This is a genomic window from Kineococcus sp. AC630 (genome assembly GCF_979255925.1).
The window spans coordinates 21,993-39,815 of the sequence record NZ_CEEDMJ010000014.1; the positions used below are offsets into that span (position 1 = coordinate 21,993).

A 17,823-nucleotide genomic window follows, 5' to 3' on the forward strand; every position below is an offset into this window, starting at 1 on the left:
AGGAAGCATGCAGCCCACCCTGCGCCGCAACGGACGTCACATGGTCACGGTTCAGGTGCGGGTAGCCCTGGACCGTCTGGACCTGGTCAACATCCTGGCCGCTGAGTCCTACGACGAGGCCACCGACTACGGCGAGCGCCCTGAGGCCCAGATCAGCCGCGCCGGCGCCGAACTCGCGGTGCGCGCGGGAGTTCGGACCCGTGGCATCGAGCACTGGGCCTATGCCCTCGATGAGGCCGACGACGCCGAGGACCGGCGCACGTGGGCCGAGTCCCAGGTGCGCCGCCTGTACCCCGAGATGGGCGCGTCCTAAGCCTCCCCACCCAGGGCGCCGGGGGTGGGCGCCGGCCCCGACGCGGCGCCCCCTCCCCCGCCTCGACCCACCGCGCCCTGGGGCTCCCACGGGTGCGCCAGCACTCACGCCACCTGCCCAGCCCTCGCCGAGGAGTCACCCCCGTGATCGCGAAGTACCTGGACATGTCCACCTGCCACCTCACCCAGCGCGAAGTCGACACCGCAGAGTCCGCCTTCCAGCTCGACGGCCCGCGCGTCATCGCTCACGAGTACGGGCTCTTCGTGAACGTGCAGCACGACGACGTCGAGGGACACGACGAGGCGATGCAGACCGCGGGCTTCCCCAACCTGCTCACTGGGAGCCGTTACGCCCGATCCCTAGGTGAGGACGTCCACTGGATCAACTTCGACGCCGATGGGGAGACCGTGCCGACTCTACCGGCCTACGACTGGAGCGCTCCGGCTGCGGTGAGCCGGGCCGACTCTGCGGGGACGTCTTCGCCCCGGTGACCTACCCGTCCTGGCACACGGGTACCGCTGCCACGTCACAACCTGCCGTCGACTCCGATCACTTCCACATCCTTATCTAGTGTGCTATGGTTTATCTGTTGGCGGGACAGCGACCCCGTCGACACCACGAAACCGACCAGCACCGGAGGTACCGGCCATGTCCACCACCACTTCCACTCCCGCTGCCCACGTCACCCCTGGGGTCACGCCCGACGTCATCGCCCCCGCCAGCCTGCCTCTCACCGTCGACGCGAACCTGACGGAACTCACCGCCGCGCTCACCCTCGCCGACGGCGACGGCCGCTTCCGTAACGGCACGAGCGCCGAGGACGTCGCCCACGACAACACCCGGCGCGCCGGAGCGGCAGCGGTGGCGCTGCGGGCCTTTTGGGAGCAGACCGGAGCCGACGTCGACCTCGGGACGGCCCTGACCGATCTCCTGGCGAGCCTGCACCACCTGGCCGACGCCGTCGGTGAGGACTTCGAGAGCCTCGCCGCCTGCGGGGCCTACCAGTACCGGCCGCAGCTGGCCGGGGAGCTGTAACCGCCCCCAGCCAGCCGCACCGGGAGCGACAAGGCCGCTCCCGGTGCACCTGCTTCGAGTCCCGCGCCACCGACAGGTGACAGAGGGTCGAACGGGTCGGACGCGACTCCCCCCCCGCCGCCCGACCCACTGTCGCCGAACGCCGCACGACGTCGACCGCACGACGTCGACCGCGAGCGCCGTGGATCGCCACCCACGGCGCCCATCACCTCCAGCGAAGGACTTTCCCCATGAAGTACCGAGTCGTCGTCGAGCGATCGGAGGTCATCGTCTTCGAGGTGGAGGCCGACTCGGCGGATGAAGCCGACGACCAGCACCTGGCGGGCGAGGAAATCAGCTCTCGCACCACCTCCTACAACGTCGCCGCCATCGAACCGGTGACCTGAACGCGAGCCCCCGGAAGCGCCGGCGTTGTCTTCGACGCCGGGCCCTGGCTGAACCGGTGCACGCCGACCAGGAACAAGGGCCGAACTGACCTACCACCCGTTACCTAGTGTGCTATGGTTTTGGCATCGAAGGACGACACCCAGAACCCCGACCTGGAGGATCCCGATGACGCTCACGCTGACCATCCCCACCGCGACGGAGTACGTGGACCACACCCTCGCCACCGCGTCCTGGTGGGACAAGTACACGATCCTGCCCGGCACCTACGACGTCGAGGTCGTCAACATCGACGGCCACCCCGTTCCCGCCGAATCCCCCCGCGCCTACTACGTCCGCGCCCGCATCAACGCCGTCTTGACCGAGACCTACCGCGTCAACCGTGTCTTCACCGCCTCCTCGGCGGAATACCGCCCCGACCTGGCCGAGCACACGACAGTCACCTGGTCCACCTACAGCTACAACCTGTGGGACGAGCGGTACGCCCCGCACGGCGGCACCATCACGACGGATGAGCCCGCCACCGAAGCCGCCCGCCTGCGCGAGGTGGCCGCCCGGTACGTGACGCTCGAAGCCGAGAACGAGTCCATGCGACGCGGGGAACTGCCCTCGGCCCGGTACGCCGCTCAGGCCGCACGCCTGGAAGCCATGGCCGCCGAGCAGGCCATGTCCTTCGGCCTGACGCCCCGCGACGTCGAGGGCATCATCCGCACTTTGGCCGACTGCGCCGACGGCGCCGAGCTGTCCGCGCGCTAGCACGAGCTGATCGACCTGGCCCGTCGGGTGCGAGACACCAGCGGCGTGCCGGCCTGACCCTGCCGGCCTGACCCTGCCGGGTGCCGCCCGCAAGAAGGCGGACGGCACCCGGCCTCAGGTGACGCCACCCCACGACAGCACCCCACACCACAAGCCCCAGCAGGAGCTCACCGTGACCAGCCCTCTCAACGACACCCTCGCCGGCCTGGACAACGCCGACCTCGACGCCCTGGACCGCGCCGTCTACGCCGAGCAGGCCCGCCGACTGGGCGCTGCACTGCCGCAGCTCGTCCGTAGTGCCGTGGCCGCCTCGGCGCCGATTCAGGAGCACCTGCTCGCCCACCCCGGAACCAGCGCGACGCGAGTGACCTTCTGGACGACGGAGTGGGACAACGGCCACTTCTACGACCGCAACGGCTACGTGCAGTTCTCCGACGGCACAGCCCTGGGGTCGGTGGACCTGGGCGAGGCCCTGGACGAACCGCTCGCTACGAAGGCGAAGTACGACGGCGCCGGCGAATCCGATGGCCTCGTCATCAACCTCTGACCACAGCACGCACCTGCCCACCAGCCCTGGCGCTCCCCCGCCATCGACCACACCTCCCTCACCACCTCGGCGCTCAAGGCTCGAACGAGCCGGCCAGGCGACGTGGTGGTGGGCTGCGGCCTTCTCCCTGTCACACCCGAGGGCTCGGAAGCACCTACCGAGGTGAACCGAGACCGAGGAAGGGCGAAGACGATGTGTATGAAGAAACCTGGGCCGCGCTGCTCAGCCCATGGGCGCCACCGCCTGGAGGCTGCCGGCGCTCGCCTGCAGGAGCTGGAGGAGGCCGGCATCGACGGTCCAGCCCGCCAGCAGGCACTCCAGCGCCATCGGGAGGCTCAACGCGACTTCGACTCCACCCCCGCCGGGCAGCGGGACCTGCAGCAGCAGGTGGAACGCGGCGAAGTCGAGGGAGCAGCACAGGAGCAGGAAGACCTGCGGCGACGCCTGGCCGAAGGCCGCCACCGTCGCGACGCGGCTCGAGCGGCTGCCGCGGACGTGACCCAGCCGGCGTCTTCCTCCACCCTGACCACCAGCACCTTGACCACCGGCACCCCGACGGCCAGCACCGACGTACCCAGCAGCACGATCAACACCAGAGAGCGGGAGACAAATCATGAGCGAACCCACGAGCTCGCAGCACGGTCCCACGGCCAGTCGCCTGAGTCCTCAGGAGCGCGAAGCCTTCCTGCGGCGGCAGGGCTGGAGCCTGGAGATGCCCCAGGCGCAGCGGGAGACGATCGAAGCTCAGTGGCCGGACGGGGCGATCGAGGAAGCTCTCCTGCTCGGCTTCTGAGTCCGCTTCTAATCGACGGGCGGTCGGTGCAGCCGATCGCGGTACACCAGCCACCCGAGGACCTCGCCGCCAGGCTGCGCGCGCAGGGCAAGTCCACCCCGGATCTGCACGAACTCGCCCCCGCCGACGCCGGCGCCTACCGCGACTCGATCGCGGCGCTGGCCTCGAGCACCCCCTACGCGGCGTCGGTCTACGTCTACTCCGAGCCTGAGTACGCCCAGATGCGCCTGCTGGTCACCGACGACGGCCGCTCCGGTGTCGCTCTGAAGGACGACGAGATCGTCTCGGTGTTCTCCCGCGCCGACGGGACGCACCGCGGATGTGGGGAGTCCATGCTGGCCACCGCCGTCGCCGCCGGGGGCCGGCGCCTGGACTGCTTCGACACCGTCCTGCCGCGCGTCTACTCCGCCGCCGGATTCGTCCCCGCCGCGAGGCTGCGATGGAACGACGAGTACGCCCCCGACGGGTGGAACTACGAGACCTACTCCGCCTACAACGGCGGGCGCCCCGACGTGGTCTTCATGGCCTACGACCCCGACCACGTCGGCGGCGGCTACGACCCCGCCGCGGGGGCTCACATCGACGACTACGACGACGGCGTAGCCGCAGTACGCAGCGCCGCGAAGTCGCCCAGCCAGGACTGAACGGACACCAGAACCCACAGCAGCGACAACAGGCCCAACGCCGCAGTCCGCCAGAACCGAGGAGTACCCGCCGTGAGTACCCAGATGAACCCCACTGACAAAACAACTCAAGTCGCCCTCGGCGCGGCCGTCGAACGCGCTCTCGACTACCTCGGGGAGGGAGGAATCCCTTCCGCCCTGAGCGACACCATGCTCGTCTCTGACCAAGCGGCGCTTCTGCTGGACGAACTCACACGCCTTGCCGCCGTGCGTGCACTGCGGCTGCTGGAGCAGCCCAGTCCAATTCCCGGACTACACGAACGGAGAGAGTGAAGAGAGCGAGGTAGGACCAGCTGCAGTGGGAAAGCTGAGCTGGTCACAGACTCACCCGGGAGCACCTGGGCCGCGGTGTGGGCTCAGCCAGCCGCGGCCCGGCCGCGTAGAAAGTCCCACAGGACCTGAGGCACCCAGTACCCCGTGGGCCGCTGGTCCCACCCGCAGCCCACGGCGCTCACCGTGACACCAGCCATCGCCAGGTCGACCTGCATGTCTTCAGGCAACAGGTCCGCTGCTTTGAGGCGTAGAGCGCGGGTCCGGGTGACGGGATCAGCCTGAGTCCACCACTGTTCGACGGCCAGCTTCTGCACGAGCAGATCATCGCGGTTGGCCTTCACCTCAGGTGACGCCACGGCCCGCCTGTGGACAACGCGTTGAGGATCGCTCGCAACGTGACAAAGCAGCACACGGATCCGGGTTTCCACCTGTCACAGCGGCGTGGTCATCGACACCTACCTGGTTGGAACAAGAATCCCGGAGGCCTTCGCGACGATTTATACCTAGTATGCTATGGTTCTAGTTGCTCGGAACCGACAGCGACCGGAACCGACCACCCAACCAGCAGGAGGAAACCACCATGACCCTCGACACACTCCATCGCTTCGAGGAACTCACGCCCGAAGCTCAACCCAACACTTCATCCTGGCGCGAGGCAGGTCTGTGCGCCCAGACCGACCCCGAGGCCTTCTTCCCCGACAAGGGCGGATCGACGAAGCCGGCGCGGGCGGTGTGTCAGTCCTGCGACGTGCGGAAGCAGTGCCTGGAGTACGCCCTGGCCCACGACGAGCGGTTCGGCATCTGGGGTGGACTGTCCGAACGCGAGCGCCGGCGCCTAAAGAGGAGCCGACGGGAGCAGACGCGATGAGCTTCTTCACCCGCCGCGGCCGCCGCGAGCGCGACACCCCGCCCGGCCCCGCAGGACCTCGGCGCGCCTCAACGTCCACCAACGGGGTGTCCGGGGGCCTCAGTGAGCCCCCGACGTCAGACCGGGAGCCGGGCTCGCTCTTCCTGGCCTACCTGTGCCCGGTGGGTGAGGCGCCGGCCTCAAGCACCCCGTTCGTGAAGCTGCAGGTCAACGCCCAGGACATGACCTCCCTGGTCACCAGGGCCTGCAAGGCCCCTCCCCTGACGGCGTTGGATGAGCTGAGCGGCTGCTTCTACGACATCCGCTTCACCTCCAGCAGCGAGCCTGGCGAGCTCGTCGCCTGCGCCACCTTCTCCCGCCGCAACGAGATCTGAACAGCACTCGAGCATCCACCCCCGCCATCACCGCCCGGGGGCCAACTGAGGTCAACCGGCCCCGTGAATCGGCGTCGCGCTCCGACCAGCACAAACTCCTAGTGTGCTAGGTTTTCGGCGCGCATCGTGCACAGCGACAACGACACGCAAACCTTCAACCAGAGCGGAAGACCAACATGTTCACCCTCCTCGAGCGACCGCCTCCCACCGTGCCCCGGAGCTTCCTCATGCCCGCTTCCGCCCTTCCCCCCACCGACCGCGAGCAGCTGCGCGAGCAGGCACACCAGCGCCTGCAGACCTTCCTGCAGGACATCGCCGGCCTCGAGGGCCTGGCGCGCCTGGAGCAGGTTGGGCAGGCCGCGACCCAGGCCATCGCGCAGGCCAAGACCGCCCGCCAGGCCGCCTACGACGCGGCCTTGTCGGCGTCCTTCTACGCCGGCGCCCCTGGGCTGCACAAGGTCCTGGCTTCCAACGCCCAGAGCTGGCTGGAGCTGCGCCGGCGCGCGCTGAAGAGTCAGACCAGCCCTTTCCTGCGCACCGCCTCCCCCGCAGAGGTCGCCGAGCGAGCCCATGAGCTCGGCATCGCCGAAGTCCCCGACGCCGTGGAGAAGCTGCCGCAGCTGGCGTACGCCCACGTGCAGGCCGAGGAGTGGGCTGCGGCGATCCGCGGGGTCCGCGACGAGCTCGTGCGCTCGCTTTACAGCGTCTCGGGGCTCAACCCCCACGGCATCACCCAGCCGATGCTTGCCCAGGCCGCCGGCATCTCCGAGCAGCGGGTGTGGCAGCTGATCAACCCCGACTTCCGCAGCCACCGTCCCCGTTACGGCAACAAGCCGCTGTACGCCCCCAAGGAGGAGTCGTGACCTCACCAACGGGGACAGGGGCAGGGGCAGGACGGTGCACCACCACCAGCACCGTCCTGCGTCCCACCCGCACCGCACACCCAGCACGCGTCCCATTGGGCGGCCTGGCGCCGGCCACCCACCGACGTCAGGCCGTCCGTCAGGCGCAACGATGGCTGGCCGATGAATCCGTGGTCCTGCTGGACACCGAGTCCACCGACTTCGACGGCCAGCTGGTGGAGATCGCGATCACCGACGCCCGGGGCGCCCCGCTGTTCAACTCGTTGGTACGCCCCACCACGCCGGTGGCTCCCGGCGCTCGCGCCGTACACGGCATCAGCGACGAGGAACTGCAGGACGCACCTGACCTGCTCGCGTTGGTCCCGCAGCTGCACACGGTGCTCACCGGACGTCACGTCATCGCCTACAACGCCCGCTTCGATCGTGGCCTGCTGCGCCGAGAAGGCGAACGCATCGGCTTCGACCTACTGGCTTTCACGCGGTGGGGCTGCGGCATGCACTGCTACACCCGCTTCCAGGGCCACGTGGACAGCCGCGGCCGGCACCTTCGCGCCTCACGCCTACCCAGGGCACGGCACCGCGCGGTCGGCGACTGCCGTTCTCTGGCCGAGGTCCTGCAAGAGATCGCCGCCGGCTGAGCCCGCACCAACTCACCAGCGCGACGGGGAGCCCGACGCTCGCGGACGCGGCTTGTCCGTTCGCTGCGAACAGCACAGGGTGACGGCGCAGACTCGCAACGAGAAGGGGACCGCAACGTGCTCGAGGTGCAGGACCTGCGCAAGACCTACCGCGGCGGCAAGGTGGCCGTCGACGGGGTCTCGTTCGTCGCCCGCCCGGGCCAGGTGACCGGCTTCCTGGGGCCCAACGGGGCCGGGAAGACGACGACCATGCGCGCCCTCGCGGGTCTAGAGCGACCGACGTCGGGACGGGCGCTGGTGGACGGGCGGCCCTTCACCGAGCACACCTCGCCGATGTCGGCGCTGGGAGTGCTCCTGGAAGCGAAGGCCGTGCACCCCGGACGTAGCGTGCGCCGGCACCTGCAGGCGCTGGCCGCCACGTCCGGCATCTCGCCGCGCCAAGTCGACGACGTGCTGCAGCTGGTAGGCCTGGCTGACTCTGCCGACACCCGCATCCGCGGTCTGTCTCTGGGGATGGGCCAGCGTGTGGGCCTGGCCACCGCACTTCTGGGCAACCCGTCGACGGTGATGCTCGATGAGCCCCTCAACGGCCTGGACCCCGAGGGCGTGCACTGGATGCGGCAGCTCGTGCGCACCCTGGCCACCCAAGGGCGCACTGTCTTCATCTCCTCCCACCTGCTCAGCGAGATGACCCAGACCGCGGACCACCTGATCGTCATCGGCCGTGGACGTGTACTTGCCGATGAACCACTGAAGGTGTTTCTCGCTCGCGTCGAAACCACAGGGCTGACGGTCTACTCCCCCGATGTGGAACACCTCGCTGATGTGCTGCACGAACTGGCTGGCGAAGCGTCAGCTCAAGAAGAACAGGTGAGCATCATTCGCGGAACCGACGGGAGTTTCCACGTGCAGGGGTTGCCAGTGGAACTCGTCGGAGAGGCCGCGGCGGCAGCGAAACTCCGCCTGCACCAGCTGAGTCCGGTGCGCGCATCGCTTGAGGAAGCGTTCATGCAGCTCACCAGTTCGGCCGTGCAGTACCGATCTACTCCGGTACCTAGACGGAAAGCCGCCCTGCTGCCTACTGGCGTCGGACAGTAGGCAGCAGGGATCGCCGGCTCAATGGCTGGTGGTGCCGCGCCGCGACTCCAGCACCGGGTCGACGAGCCGTTCCACGACCACTCCGGTGGCCACTGCGGCGACCGCGGCATGCAAGACCTCGACGACCCCCTCCCCGCTGCGCCAGGTGCGTGGCGGGGCTCCGGCGCCGGCGGCGTTCTCCAGAGTCTGGTCGACGATGATCCGGGTTAGCGTCTGGGCGACGTCGGCGCGAATCCGCAGCAGCCCGCTGGCCCGCCAGACCCCCCGCAGGGCGCCCAGCGCCGCGCTGGTGGCCACGACCATCGCCAGCGTCGCCGCGACGGGCCGGTCTGCGTCAGAGGGGGAACGCCCGGCCAGCAGCAGCAGCGTGCGGCCCGGCACGTGGGACGTGTCACGGCCGGTAACCGTGCGCTCGACACGCTGGCTGGCGGTCATCGCCATCGCTCCGGCCAAGCCGCCGAGCAGCCCGCGCGCCGCAGCCGCCGCGAGCACCGCGGGCCGGCTGCGTCCGTCGGCTGTCGCGCTTGTAATCACCCAGGGCACGAGGTCACCTCCCACGATTCGGTCGACTCCAGCATGCCAACCTCGAGGACATCCCCCTGTGGTGTCGAGGCTGCCTGGAGTCGCCGGCTACGCGACGGCTGGTGTCGAGGGTCACGAGGCACCTCGCTCCATGTGGTGGACGAAGGCCAGCTGAGTGCAGTCAGCGCACTTGGGCTGCGTGGGGTCGGGGTAGCCCGCGTCATCGAGGACGCGGCGGGTGAGCTTGTCGCATTCCCCGCACCAGGGATCTTCGGCCTTGGCAACAGGAGCAAGCACAAGCGGTTGACGTCCCGGGGGCGCTTCGTCCAGCGGGACCAGCGTTCTGGCGAACAAGCCGCAGGGATTGTCAAGAGGGCCAGGACGCAGTCGACGGTCCACGGCCTCGAGGATGGCTTCCCGCGTCCAGCCACGGCGCATGCGCTGCTCGATCAGGTTTCGCAGACGGGGGACGTCACCAGCGGTGGGGTGCAGACGGTCCGGCAGCAGCACCAAAGCGCGCTCTACCTCATCGCCGTCGACGTCAGCGATGGCTTCACCCGCGTTGACCTCGACCAAGCCCCGAGCAGGGGCGGGATCGATCGTCGAGTTATCCACAGACGCTGCCACGTCACGTGACGTCCACGTGGTTCTAGGAGTTCTTCTGGGAGTTCCACTAGGAGTTACCCGGTCACTAGTGACCGGTGTACTCGTTGATTTTGGCCGGTAGGTAGGGCTCATTTGACCGGTAGGTCCCGGCTCGGACCTACCGGTCAGGTTGACCGGTAGGTCGTGATCGGACCTACCGGTCAGGTTGACCGGTAGGTCGTGATCGGACCTACCGGCCAAATCTGCCGGTAGGTCGTTGACCGACCTACCGGTCAGGTTGGCCGGTAGGTCTTCCGAGGGCGTGTTGGCCTGTGAGCGGCCAGCCTTCCGAGTCCCATGCCCCGCGGCGATCCGGCTCTGAGCTGCCTGGACGTCAGCTTTCGCGACGGTCACATCCAAGCGAAGAAGGAAGCGGTCGCTCGTACGCACCCGTTTGCCCGACGACTCCGAGAAGACGTAGCGCGCCTCGCGTGCGATGAGCCCCAGCTCTTCAAGGAGATCCAGCTGGCGTCTGACGGTCCGGATCGACTGCTCGGTCTCGTCCGCGATCCGCTCTTGACCGGGGTAGCAGGAGAAGTGCTCGTCCGCGTATGCAGCCAGCAGCATCAACGTGGCCTTCGTCCCCACGTCGCCCACGCGCTGTGAGTTCGCCCAGTTCGGCGCTGCGTAGGCGCCCGGCGGGGCCATCAGAGAGCTCCCTTGGTGCTGTCGCAAGGACGGCACGCGACGTGGTCGGCAGCGGTGCCACTCATCACGGCTGCCCTAGCGGCGGGTGTTACAGAGGGTGCACCTGGGGTGACCCATCCCATAACACTTTGGGCGTGTTCAGCGTCTTGGGGTGCACAAAGACGCACTCGAGCGTTTACGCTCATGACTAGCTCCAGGCTTCGTGAGAGTTGGTTGGAGCGAGACGGCGGCGGAGTCGGTCAGTACGGGAGCGGGCAACTCCCGACCGGCGAGGCCGCCGTCGTCTGTTTATGGACTTGTCTGCGGAGACCGGTGATGCGGTCCGCGAGGGATCAGGCGCTGATGCGCAGCTCCTCCTGGTGAGACCCATCGGGCTTGCGCACCTTGATGTAGGAGGGCACGGGCTTGCCGTGCAGCTCGGCGAGACAGAGCGCGACGTAGTCCGAGAGCGGTAGCCCCAGAGCCAATGCGCACTGCTCGTAGTGAGCGGCCTGGTCCGTGGGCACGCGAGTGATGATCGGCTTGCGATCCCCACGTGACGGCATTCCTGGCTTCCTGCGTTCAGGCATGCGCTAGTCCTACCGCAGTCCTGATGCTGTATCAGGCAGACTCGCCGCGACACGCCGGGAATCACGATCATGTCCATCGCGGAAGACAAGGCGTCGTCTCGCGAGGGGTAGCGCACAGGGAACCGACGCAGCGAGGTCGGGCGCGGTAGGGCTGCAGGGCGTGGGCTGTAAGTCTTCACGCCTAGGTAGGTGACTGCTTGGGTCCTGATGTGACAGGACGCCGCAGGAAATTTCACGCGGTACTTGTCGCTGGCCTGCTCGGCCGGCATGACGGCGCGCAACCCGATCAGTCAACCACTCCTCCTGTGGTCTGGTCGAGACGGCATCCATCCACCGGATCGCCCAACACCCCCTTCGCAGACCCACCTTCGTGTCGCCGGTATGAGCTGTCGCATCGGCCAGAGTGCGAGCCAAGACACCAGCAATCATGCGAGCCTGAGTGCGAGTAGACGTGCGAGCCGCACCTGTGGCTGCATGGCGTCGATGCACCTGCTCGAGGAGTGGACTCGGGATCATCGGCAGGCCTGTCACGAGCGACCGTCCTCTCTCACGACGACGCCGGCTACGAGCGACGTCATCGGTTGCAGGTAGATGACCGGGCCTGGAGCTCCAGCGCGTCCTGCCACTTCCTTCGTCGTCCATACCGCTACAGCGAATGCGGCCAGCAGCACTGCGGCAGGGCCCACCCAGCTGGTGAGCACCGCGATCACGCCGGCGGCGAGTAGGGCACTCGACGTCACCTGCGCCGTCGTCTGCGAGGTCAACACGGCGGTCGGCATGGAAGTGATGATGTGCAGCCCCACCGCAGTCCATGCGCCGATGAGCATGAACGGACCGAACGGCACCTTGGTACGCCGCTGGAGGCGACGGGTGAGCAGGAAGGGTGCCAAGGCCGCGGCCGCCAGGACGAAGCTCAGTGCCAGCCCCGCCAGTGCCACAGTCGGAGAGAACCACGTCAGGAGCAGCCCCAGGACGCCGGCCAGGCGAACGTCTCCACGCCCCATGCCTCCGCGCGAGATCAGCCGCAGGCCGTGGAAGACCAGCACGCCGACCACCGCGCCCGCGAGCGCCGTCACCAGCCGCCTGCCACCGCCGTCGATCAACAGCGCATCGAGGCCGAGAGCCAGCAGCACCCCCGCCGTGGCCGGACGGACCACGGCGATGGGCAGACGCCGCTGCTGCAGGTCGACGACGAAGAGCGGCGAAGTGACCGCGGCGATCAGCGCCGCCGCCAGTAGCGTCGGGCGGAGCTGGCCCATCGCCAGGCAGCCCAGCAGCGTCAGTAGTCCGCTCGCCGCGGCCGCGCCTGCTCGGTGAGCTCGATCGGGAAGGCCGGCGCGGTGTCGAAGCCACGGCTGGGCAGCGCCGGCGAGTACCGCAGCGGCTGCGGCCACCCCCAGGAGCAGGCCCACTCCCCCGACTGACGAGGTTGAGGCTGGCGTGAGCGTCGCGTGGAGCGGAAGCGGCACCAGCGTTGCAGTGGTCATCACGCGGCCTGCAGTGCGCCCTGGGCGCGCAGCTGATCGATGAGGGTCACCGTGTCGGGGTCCTCATCGCACCCCAGTTCCTCGTTGACTTGGGTCAGCTCCTCCACGCTGTGGCGCAGCGCCTCCCGCTTGTTCAGTGCGGCCAGAGCGAGCCAGTGCACCCGCCGTAGCTGCTCGTGCCCGGGCTCGAGCAGCAGCCCCTTGGCGGCTGCCCGCTCGGCGCGCTGGAACTGCCCGGCTTCGTGGGCGCGGACGGCTACGGTGACCGCGATGTCGGTCACCAGCTGGCGCATCTCCCCTTCCACGCACTCGGTCCAGACGTAGTAGCGCGTGACGCGACTGCCGACGCGGGCGAACGGCACCCCGCGCACCAGGCTCAGGGCGGCTTCGAGCATCTCGATGTCGTCGCTGGTCGCCAAGCGCTGCAGTAGATCCCAGTCAGTGAGGACCGACTCGTGCAGCCGGTACCCCGCGGCGTCGGAGTTCAACGGCACCAGCTGCTCTCCGGTGTGGGGGTGAGCGCCCAGCGCCTTGCGCAGTTCCGCCACGCGCGGGTGCAACGTAGTGGAGGCGGTCGGCTGACGGAAGAAGTCATCGATGACCTCGCGCGTTCCCACCCCGGGGTTCAGTGCGAGGTAGACGCCCAGTGCCAGACGTCGTCCGGTCAGCTCCATGGACTGACCGTCGCGCTGAACGTCTACCGGCCCCAGGACCCGTACCAGCGGAACCTGCTCATCGAACCCGGCCTGGCGCAGCAGCCGCGCAGCCCGCTCGTTCGCGGCCGCCTCACAGACTCCGGCACCGTCCTCGAGGTCGTCCTCACGCGCCAGTGCCTGATTCGTTGCACCTTCGCCTAGCTCGACGTCCAGCTCCACATCGCGGCCGGTGCGATCGCCGGCGGCGACGACGTTGACCGAGACGTCGCCGGTGGGGCCGGTCACCGTGCCGGTGGTTGCGCTGGCGGTGGGGATGGAAGCGTCGTCCTCGTCCCAGGAGGTGAGGTCGATGACGGCGGGGATGCTGCTCAGCAGTTGAGGTTCGGTGCTGGGCGTGGTGAAGGCGTACTGGGCTGGTTCGGTGGCGTCCTGCTCGGCGGAGTCGAGCATCTGCAGGACCAGCTCGTAGTCCTCACCGCCTAGTGTCTGCGGCCGCAGTCGGATGCGGGTCGGCGTCAGCTCGGCCCACGTGGGGTCGGTGACGTCGACGCTCAAGCCCCACTCCCCCAGCCCTTCTGCGTCGGTGGTCACCGCGGCGATGCCCACCCGGGGAAGGTCGTTGAGCAGTTCGCTGATGGCCGCCTGCGCGTCGGCGTCCAAGGGGTGACCGACGAGGATGATGTGTGGCGACCACACGTCGCCGGCCTCGACCTCCTGACGTGCTTGGGCGACGTCGTCCAGGCCTGACTCCGTGAGGATCCGGGTGACGTCCTCGCGCCGATGCTGCAGTTCGCGTGTCAGCGAGAACAGGTCCGGCAGGTAGCGCATGCGCTCGGGAACGAGGTCGGCGAGGTCTTCGCAGCAGCCCACGAGCGTGACCTGCAGACCTGCGCCCCATGGGGTGGTAGCCAGTTCCAGAGCCAAGGCGTTGAGCATGGCCTGGCTCTGCTGCTCGTCGGCGGCGGCGATGTTCAGGGCCAGTAGCTCCTCGAGGTCGACGAGCAGGTGCGCGTCGTCGACGTCGTGCCCGAGAGTCACCAGGCTCGGCCACGGGGCTGGCACGCGAGCGTCGATGTCGTCGTCGGACTCCGCTGCGGCCGCGCTGGTGAGCAGCCACTCGAAGCCCTCGTCGTCCACCTGCTCCCACGGCGCGGGCAGCTCGGCGGCCTCGAAGAGGTTGAGCAGCAAGCCTTCTCCGTTCAGGCGCGCGGTGGCGATCCCCGGCAGCGGCTGGTCCTCAGTGGCCAGGTCGGCCGACAGACGGCGTAGACCGCGGTCGATGAGGTCCATTGACATGGGCGTGTGCAGGCTCAGCAGCTCGGTCTCCATCGCCGCGGCCGCCGCGTGGGGTGCGCGAGCGCGGAACCCTGCCCGGCGCCGGACGTCCCGGCGACGTCGGCGCAGGGCCACCGCACCCAGAAGGCCGGAGGCCAGCAGCAGTCCGATTCCCCCGACGGTGCGCATGTCGACCACGGCATCAGCCGTGGTGCCGTTGGAAGCGGCGGTTGCATCCGGTGTCGAGTTCGCTGCGGGTGCTGTGCTCTCGGAGCTGGTCGAGGGCAGCGCCGAGGACGCCGGCGAAGATGTCGAGGAGGGCGTAGTGGATGCCGAGGCACTGGGCGCAGCAGGCGCAGCCTGGGACGCCAAGCTCGAGGGAGTGCCCGAAGTCTCAGCGTGCTCCTCTGCCCCGGCCCCCTGCATGCCGGCCCCCTGCATGCCGGTGCCCTGCATGCCGGTGCCCTGATCGGTGGTTGACGGGCTCTGCTGCGCAGCATCGCCGCCCTGTCCCGCGGTCGTGGGGCTGGCCGGTGCCGCCGCGGGCGCGGGAGCTGGCGCAGCTACGCCAGGTAGATCCACCGCGTCGGCGGGCATGTTCAGGACCCACCCGGGCCGGATGACTTCGGGGTGCTCGAAGCGGTCACCGTCGCCCATGACCTGGCTGTGGTTGAGGTCCCAGATCTCGTGCCAGCGCAGCGGGTCACCAAGGTGCGCCTCGGCGATGTCCCACAGGTTGTCGTGGTTGCCGGGGCTGCCCTTCACCTCGTAGGTGGGAAGAGTCGACGAGGATGCGGGAGCTGTTGACGCCTGCCCCGGCGCGATCTGGGTGGAAGCGTTCAGTGCGGCGGGATCGGTTTGCGCGGCAGCCACATCGCTCGCTGCTGAGGGTGCCGCTGCGATCGGCGCACCCGCTGCCGTCGTGCTGGAGACGCTGACACTGCTGGTCGTCGTGGCGGGTGCGGCGGCCATGGCCGCTGTCGGGCCGAGGGCGGAGACGCCGACGATGCCTGCCACGGCCGTGATGACCAGTCGGCGGGCGATGTGTTGACCACCGAAGTTCAGGGGGATGTTCATCCCTCGCCGCGGCCGCCCGCGCAGCTCACCGACGACCGAGCGCGCCTCGACCAGGACGCAGCCGAGGAAGTTGAACCACGCCAACCAGACGACGATGGCGAAGGCGTTGATGACGAAGGTGGAGTCGACCTGGGTGTTCAACAGCGTCGAGGCATCCGGCACCGACGTCGGCAGGGGGTTGCCGACGAAGGTGAGCAGCAGCATCGGGACACCGGCAACGAGAGCCAGCAGTGCCACCCCCGCCAGGACTGCGCGGATCTGCTTCATCACTGAACCTCCTCGTCGATGCCGGTGTGGCTGTCGGCAGACCCGCTGCCGTCGATGTTCATCGTGTGGATGCCGATGACCCCGAAGAACTGCGTCGGGACGGTGGAGGCAACAGCCACGGTGACGGTGTCGGCGTTAGCCGTGACCGCGCAGCTGGCACCCGGTAGAGCCACGTTCACGTAGTCGCACGCTGCGCGGGACGCTCGCGCGCTGTCCGCGCTACCGAACAGGGACTGCTGCGAGCGCGCGGCGCTGACGTTCAACTGATCCGCACCCGCACGGGCGGCCTGGTCGGCGACGTTGTCGGCCTGCTGAGATCCGGCGATGGCCGCGCCACCGTCGAAGATCAGACCGAGCAGGGCGAAGAGCATCGGCAGGCACAGAACTACCCACACCAGCGCCGAACCTTCCTCCTGCGCAGCGTCTTTCGCGGTCGGGGCGACACCGGCCGCGGTGGTCGTCGCAACCGAGGCCGGAACCGAGGTCGGGGTCGGGAGTGAGGACGACGGGTGGCGGTTCATGCGGTCACCGACCGTCGGGTGTCGATGGGCGACGTTCCGCGTGAGCTCATCGTCTTGCTCCCCGGCAGGCCTGGAGCGGTCAGGTCCGACAGAGCCGCGGTGCAGCTGACCGTCACGCTGACCGAGCCCCCTGGCCGCCATCGGCTGAGGTCCACGGAGACCGCGGGCCCACCGGTGCACGACGTCTGCGACAACCGCAGCGAGCTGGTCACGGTCTCGCTGGCCGCGGCCTGCGCGCCGGCCAGGGTGCGTTGCAGGGAGGCCGCGCGTGCAGCGTCCTCTGCGGCCGAGCGCACGAGTTGGTCGGCGTTGCGGATCCGGCCCAACCCCACGGCCAGCAACAGGATCGACACCAGGATCGGTGTGACGACGACGAGGTCGATCATCCCCGCTCCCTCGTCCCTTCGGCCTTGAGGACTCAACGCCCGCCGCAAGGTCACCAGGACACCGCTGCGGGCCGAGGACCCAGCCCGCGCGGGTGTCGAAGGCTGAACCTGGGCGTGCCTCATGAGATGTCCCCGGTCCACTGGTCGATGGAGCCGCTGCTGGTACCGGTCACCGTCAGGTGCATCCACGGGATGATCGATTGACCTTCCCCACTGACGTTGACCGTCACCGCATCCGCGCCGCGAGCGACCTGCGCGTTGACGCCGGTCACCGCGTTGCCGCCGACGCGGGCGGTGAACGCGAGCGCCGTCTGGGCGCCTTCGCCTCCGCCTGCCCGTGACAACCGCTCGCTGCGTACCCCCTGCTCCGCGGCCGCGGTGACGACCTGACGAGCGTGGAGGAACAAGGCGAACTGCACGATCAGCAGGACCAGTAGGAACATCAACGGGGTCAAGATCACCAGCTCGACCGCAGTCGAGCCTTCCTCCGCCTCGGCCCTCCCCGCGGGGCGTTCGCTGCCCTGCTCGACCCTGCTCCGCGGCGCGGTAGCCGAAGTGGCCCCCGACCGCAGTGCGGTCGAGCGCAGCCGCTGCCGCGTCGTGTGCAGGGTGGTGAACATGGAGGCGTCCTTCGGGTGGGATCCGGTGATGCTGCGGCGCCGTCGGGTGCGGTGTGGCACCCGACGGCGGCGACTCAGCCCAGGTTGATGCTGTTGGCCTTGTCGGTGACTTTGGTGGTGATCAGGGCTCCGACGGCGATGGCGAGCGCGGCGATGATGGCGACGCCGATGACCCACTCCGCGACGGAGAAGCCCTCTTCCTCTTCCCCCTGCTCCTGCGGGGCCTGCACGAAGCGGGCCATCACGGCGGCGATGACGAGCAGCGCCGGCAGGTGGAAGGTGAGTCGGTGAGCCATCTGGACCGCGCGCGCGGCCGGGGTCACCCGCGCACTCGCTGCCCCAGACCTGGCGAAGGCGGCGGTGGAGTCAGGGGTAAAGCCGGGGATGAACTGGGCGCTGGTGCTCGAGGTCGCTTCGAGGACGGTGCTGGACATGGGTTCCTCCGAGGATGGGATGCGGCGGGAGCGGCAGGGGCGGGCTGAGGGCTCTTCCGTGAGCAGATCACCGAGGTGGTCATCGCGGCCA

The 17,823-nt window shown here is 68.9% G+C and carries 25 protein-coding genes and 1 pseudogene; 14 read left to right on the forward strand and 12 right to left on the reverse strand.

All coding sequences use genetic code 11. The features are described 5' to 3' along the window. Window positions 1-7: 7 nt before the first annotated feature. The 6 genes from AC0I8G_RS15560 (at window position 8) to AC0I8G_RS15585 (ending at window position 3,035) form a co-directional block, all read left to right on the forward strand. The gene (locus tag AC0I8G_RS15560) at window positions 8-313 is read left to right on the forward strand and encodes a hypothetical protein (RefSeq protein ID WP_471730728.1); all 306 of its coding nucleotides are present in this window, start codon (window positions 8-10) and stop codon (window positions 311-313) included. A 143-nt stretch (window positions 314-456) separates the two neighbouring features. Further along, a complete protein-coding gene (locus tag AC0I8G_RS15565) occupies window positions 457-804 on the forward strand; it encodes a DUF5983 family protein (RefSeq protein ID WP_471730729.1) in 348 nt (115 codons plus the stop codon). A gap of 157 nt (window positions 805-961) precedes the next feature. Continuing rightward, the gene (locus tag AC0I8G_RS15570) at window positions 962-1,348 is read left to right on the forward strand and encodes a hypothetical protein (RefSeq protein WP_471730730.1); all 387 of its coding nucleotides are present in this window, start codon (window positions 962-964) and stop codon (window positions 1,346-1,348) included. Between the two features lie 230 nt (window positions 1,349-1,578). Then, window positions 1,579-1,734: a hypothetical protein gene (locus AC0I8G_RS15575; RefSeq protein ID WP_471730731.1), complete on the forward strand. Its 156-nt coding sequence runs from the start codon at window positions 1,579-1,581 to the stop codon at window positions 1,732-1,734. Window positions 1,735-1,900: 166 nt separating this feature from the next. Then, window positions 1,901-2,488, forward strand: coding sequence for a hypothetical protein (locus AC0I8G_RS15580; RefSeq protein ID WP_471730732.1), 588 nt, complete (start codon window positions 1,901-1,903; stop codon window positions 2,486-2,488). A gap of 172 nt (window positions 2,489-2,660) precedes the next feature. After that, window positions 2,661-3,035 (forward strand): hypothetical protein, encoded by a 375-nt coding sequence (locus tag AC0I8G_RS15585; protein ID WP_471730733.1) that lies wholly within the window; start codon window positions 2,661-2,663, stop codon window positions 3,033-3,035. A gap of 222 nt (window positions 3,036-3,257) precedes the next feature. Here AC0I8G_RS15585 and AC0I8G_RS15590 read toward each other — a convergent pair whose 3' ends face one another. After that, a complete protein-coding gene (locus AC0I8G_RS15590) occupies window positions 3,258-3,497 on the reverse strand; it encodes a hypothetical protein (RefSeq protein ID WP_471730734.1) in 240 nt (79 codons plus the stop codon). 151 nt (window positions 3,498-3,648) lie between these two features. Between AC0I8G_RS15590 and AC0I8G_RS15595 the strand changes: the two genes are divergently transcribed. The 3 genes from AC0I8G_RS15595 to AC0I8G_RS15605 all read left to right on the forward strand — a co-directional run bounded on the left by AC0I8G_RS15595 (window position 3,649) and on the right by AC0I8G_RS15605 (window position 4,784). Then, on the forward strand, window positions 3,649-3,828 hold the full coding sequence (locus AC0I8G_RS15595; protein WP_471730735.1) for a hypothetical protein: 180 nt from the start codon (window positions 3,649-3,651) through the stop codon (window positions 3,826-3,828). Window positions 3,829-3,854: 26 nt separating this feature from the next. Continuing rightward, window positions 3,855-4,472: a hypothetical protein gene (locus tag AC0I8G_RS15600; protein ID WP_471730736.1), complete on the forward strand. Its 618-nt coding sequence runs from the start codon at window positions 3,855-3,857 to the stop codon at window positions 4,470-4,472. A 72-nt stretch (window positions 4,473-4,544) separates the two neighbouring features. Next, window positions 4,545-4,784, forward strand: coding sequence for a hypothetical protein (locus AC0I8G_RS15605; RefSeq protein WP_471730737.1), 240 nt, complete (start codon window positions 4,545-4,547; stop codon window positions 4,782-4,784). Window positions 4,785-4,867: 83 nt separating this feature from the next. On the opposite strand, the gene AC0I8G_RS15610 is transcribed toward AC0I8G_RS15605, so the two are convergent. Further along, window positions 4,868-5,125, reverse strand: a complete 258-nt coding sequence (locus AC0I8G_RS15610; RefSeq protein WP_471730738.1) for a hypothetical protein — start codon at window positions 5,123-5,125, stop codon at window positions 4,868-4,870. Between the two features lie 239 nt (window positions 5,126-5,364). Between AC0I8G_RS15610 and AC0I8G_RS15615 the strand changes: the two genes are divergently transcribed. From AC0I8G_RS15615 to AC0I8G_RS15635, 5 genes are all read left to right on the forward strand, one after another. Continuing rightward, window positions 5,365-5,652 carry a WhiB family transcriptional regulator gene (locus AC0I8G_RS15615; protein WP_471730739.1) on the forward strand — a complete coding sequence of 96 codons (288 nt, stop codon included), beginning with the start codon at window positions 5,365-5,367 and terminating at the stop codon, window positions 5,650-5,652. Further along, complete coding sequence (locus AC0I8G_RS15620; protein ID WP_471730740.1) at window positions 5,649-6,026, forward strand: hypothetical protein; 378 nt, start codon at window positions 5,649-5,651, stop codon at window positions 6,024-6,026. Before AC0I8G_RS15615 ends, AC0I8G_RS15620 begins: the two co-directional genes overlap by 4 nt. Window positions 6,027-6,253: 227 nt before the next feature. Continuing rightward, window positions 6,254-6,889, forward strand: coding sequence for a hypothetical protein (locus tag AC0I8G_RS15625; RefSeq protein WP_471730741.1), 636 nt, complete (start codon window positions 6,254-6,256; stop codon window positions 6,887-6,889). A 170-nt stretch (window positions 6,890-7,059) separates the two neighbouring features. Continuing rightward, window positions 7,060-7,527 (forward strand): 3'-5' exonuclease, encoded by a 468-nt coding sequence (locus AC0I8G_RS15630; RefSeq protein ID WP_471730742.1) that lies wholly within the window; start codon window positions 7,060-7,062, stop codon window positions 7,525-7,527. A 117-nt stretch (window positions 7,528-7,644) separates the two neighbouring features. Continuing rightward, window positions 7,645-8,625 carry an ABC transporter ATP-binding protein gene (locus tag AC0I8G_RS15635; RefSeq protein ID WP_471730743.1) on the forward strand — a complete coding sequence of 327 codons (981 nt, stop codon included), beginning with the start codon at window positions 7,645-7,647 and terminating at the stop codon, window positions 8,623-8,625. An 18-nt stretch (window positions 8,626-8,643) separates the two neighbouring features. On the opposite strand, the gene AC0I8G_RS15640 is transcribed toward AC0I8G_RS15635, so the two are convergent. The 10 genes and pseudogenes from AC0I8G_RS15640 to AC0I8G_RS15685 all read right to left on the reverse strand — a co-directional run bounded on the left by AC0I8G_RS15640 (window position 8,644) and on the right by AC0I8G_RS15685 (window position 17,732). Continuing rightward, window positions 8,644-9,168: a hypothetical protein gene (locus AC0I8G_RS15640; protein ID WP_471730744.1), complete on the reverse strand. Its 525-nt coding sequence runs from the start codon at window positions 9,166-9,168 to the stop codon at window positions 8,644-8,646. Window positions 9,169-9,279: 111 nt separating this feature from the next. Continuing rightward, window positions 9,280-9,762 carry a hypothetical protein gene (locus tag AC0I8G_RS15645; RefSeq protein WP_471730859.1) on the reverse strand — a complete coding sequence of 161 codons (483 nt, stop codon included), beginning with the start codon at window positions 9,760-9,762 and terminating at the stop codon, window positions 9,280-9,282. A 477-nt stretch (window positions 9,763-10,239) separates the two neighbouring features. Beyond that, window positions 10,240-10,440: pseudogene (locus tag AC0I8G_RS15650) on the reverse strand (helix-turn-helix domain-containing protein); the annotation flags it as partial. 332 nt (window positions 10,441-10,772) lie between these two features. Then, window positions 10,773-11,009, reverse strand: coding sequence for a hypothetical protein (locus AC0I8G_RS15655; RefSeq protein WP_471730745.1), 237 nt, complete (start codon window positions 11,007-11,009; stop codon window positions 10,773-10,775). Between the two features lie 527 nt (window positions 11,010-11,536). Beyond that, window positions 11,537-12,268, reverse strand: a complete 732-nt coding sequence (locus AC0I8G_RS15660) for a prepilin peptidase (RefSeq protein ID WP_471730746.1) — start codon at window positions 12,266-12,268, stop codon at window positions 11,537-11,539. A gap of 227 nt (window positions 12,269-12,495) precedes the next feature. Then, window positions 12,496-15,771, reverse strand: coding sequence for a bacterial transcriptional activator domain-containing protein (locus AC0I8G_RS15665; RefSeq protein WP_471730747.1), 3,276 nt, complete (start codon window positions 15,769-15,771; stop codon window positions 12,496-12,498). Further along, window positions 15,771-16,166, reverse strand: coding sequence for a TadE/TadG family type IV pilus assembly protein (locus AC0I8G_RS15670; RefSeq protein WP_471730748.1), 396 nt, complete (start codon window positions 16,164-16,166; stop codon window positions 15,771-15,773). Before AC0I8G_RS15670 ends, AC0I8G_RS15665 begins: the two co-directional genes overlap by 1 nt. A 122-nt stretch (window positions 16,167-16,288) precedes the next feature. Further along, on the reverse strand, window positions 16,289-16,678 hold the full coding sequence (locus AC0I8G_RS15675) for a TadE/TadG family type IV pilus assembly protein (RefSeq protein WP_471730749.1): 390 nt from the start codon (window positions 16,676-16,678) through the stop codon (window positions 16,289-16,291). A gap of 119 nt (window positions 16,679-16,797) precedes the next feature. Continuing rightward, the gene (locus AC0I8G_RS15680) at window positions 16,798-17,298 is read right to left on the reverse strand and encodes a TadE/TadG family type IV pilus assembly protein (RefSeq protein ID WP_471730750.1); all 501 of its coding nucleotides are present in this window, start codon (window positions 17,296-17,298) and stop codon (window positions 16,798-16,800) included. 74 nt (window positions 17,299-17,372) lie between these two features. Next, the gene (locus AC0I8G_RS15685; RefSeq protein ID WP_471730751.1) at window positions 17,373-17,732 is read right to left on the reverse strand and encodes a hypothetical protein; all 360 of its coding nucleotides are present in this window, start codon (window positions 17,730-17,732) and stop codon (window positions 17,373-17,375) included. Window positions 17,733-17,823: the final 91 nt, after the last annotated feature.

Excerpts from the sequence above, each read along its gene's own strand:
- AC0I8G_RS15560 (WP_471730728.1), top strand. The coding sequence starts at position 8 with ATGCAGCCCACCCTGCGCCGCAACGGACGTCACATGGTCACGGTTCAG.
- AC0I8G_RS15570 (WP_471730730.1), top strand. The coding sequence starts at position 962 with ATGTCCACCACCACTTCCACTCCCGCTGCCCACGTCACCCCTGGGGTC.
- AC0I8G_RS15575 (WP_471730731.1), top strand. The coding sequence starts at position 1,579 with ATGAAGTACCGAGTCGTCGTCGAGCGATCGGAGGTCATCGTCTTCGAG.
- AC0I8G_RS15580 (WP_471730732.1), top strand. The coding sequence starts at position 1,901 with ATGACGCTCACGCTGACCATCCCCACCGCGACGGAGTACGTGGACCAC.
- AC0I8G_RS15595 (WP_471730735.1), top strand. The coding sequence starts at position 3,649 with ATGAGCGAACCCACGAGCTCGCAGCACGGTCCCACGGCCAGTCGCCTG.
- AC0I8G_RS15615 (WP_471730739.1), top strand. The coding sequence starts at position 5,365 with ATGACCCTCGACACACTCCATCGCTTCGAGGAACTCACGCCCGAAGCT.
- AC0I8G_RS15620 (WP_471730740.1), top strand. The coding sequence starts at position 5,649 with ATGAGCTTCTTCACCCGCCGCGGCCGCCGCGAGCGCGACACCCCGCCC.
- AC0I8G_RS15625 (WP_471730741.1), top strand. The coding sequence starts at position 6,254 with ATGCCCGCTTCCGCCCTTCCCCCCACCGACCGCGAGCAGCTGCGCGAG.
- AC0I8G_RS15655 (WP_471730745.1), bottom strand. The coding sequence starts at position 11,009 with ATGCCTGAACGCAGGAAGCCAGGAATGCCGTCACGTGGGGATCGCAAG.
- AC0I8G_RS15660 (WP_471730746.1), bottom strand. The coding sequence starts at position 12,268 with ATGGGCCAGCTCCGCCCGACGCTACTGGCGGCGGCGCTGATCGCCGCG.
- AC0I8G_RS15665 (WP_471730747.1), bottom strand. The coding sequence starts at position 15,771 with ATGAAGCAGATCCGCGCAGTCCTGGCGGGGGTGGCACTGCTGGCTCTC.
- AC0I8G_RS15675 (WP_471730749.1), bottom strand. The coding sequence starts at position 16,678 with ATGATCGACCTCGTCGTCGTCACACCGATCCTGGTGTCGATCCTGTTG.
- AC0I8G_RS15680 (WP_471730750.1), bottom strand. The coding sequence starts at position 17,298 with ATGTTCACCACCCTGCACACGACGCGGCAGCGGCTGCGCTCGACCGCA.
- AC0I8G_RS15685 (WP_471730751.1), bottom strand. The coding sequence starts at position 17,732 with ATGTCCAGCACCGTCCTCGAAGCGACCTCGAGCACCAGCGCCCAGTTC.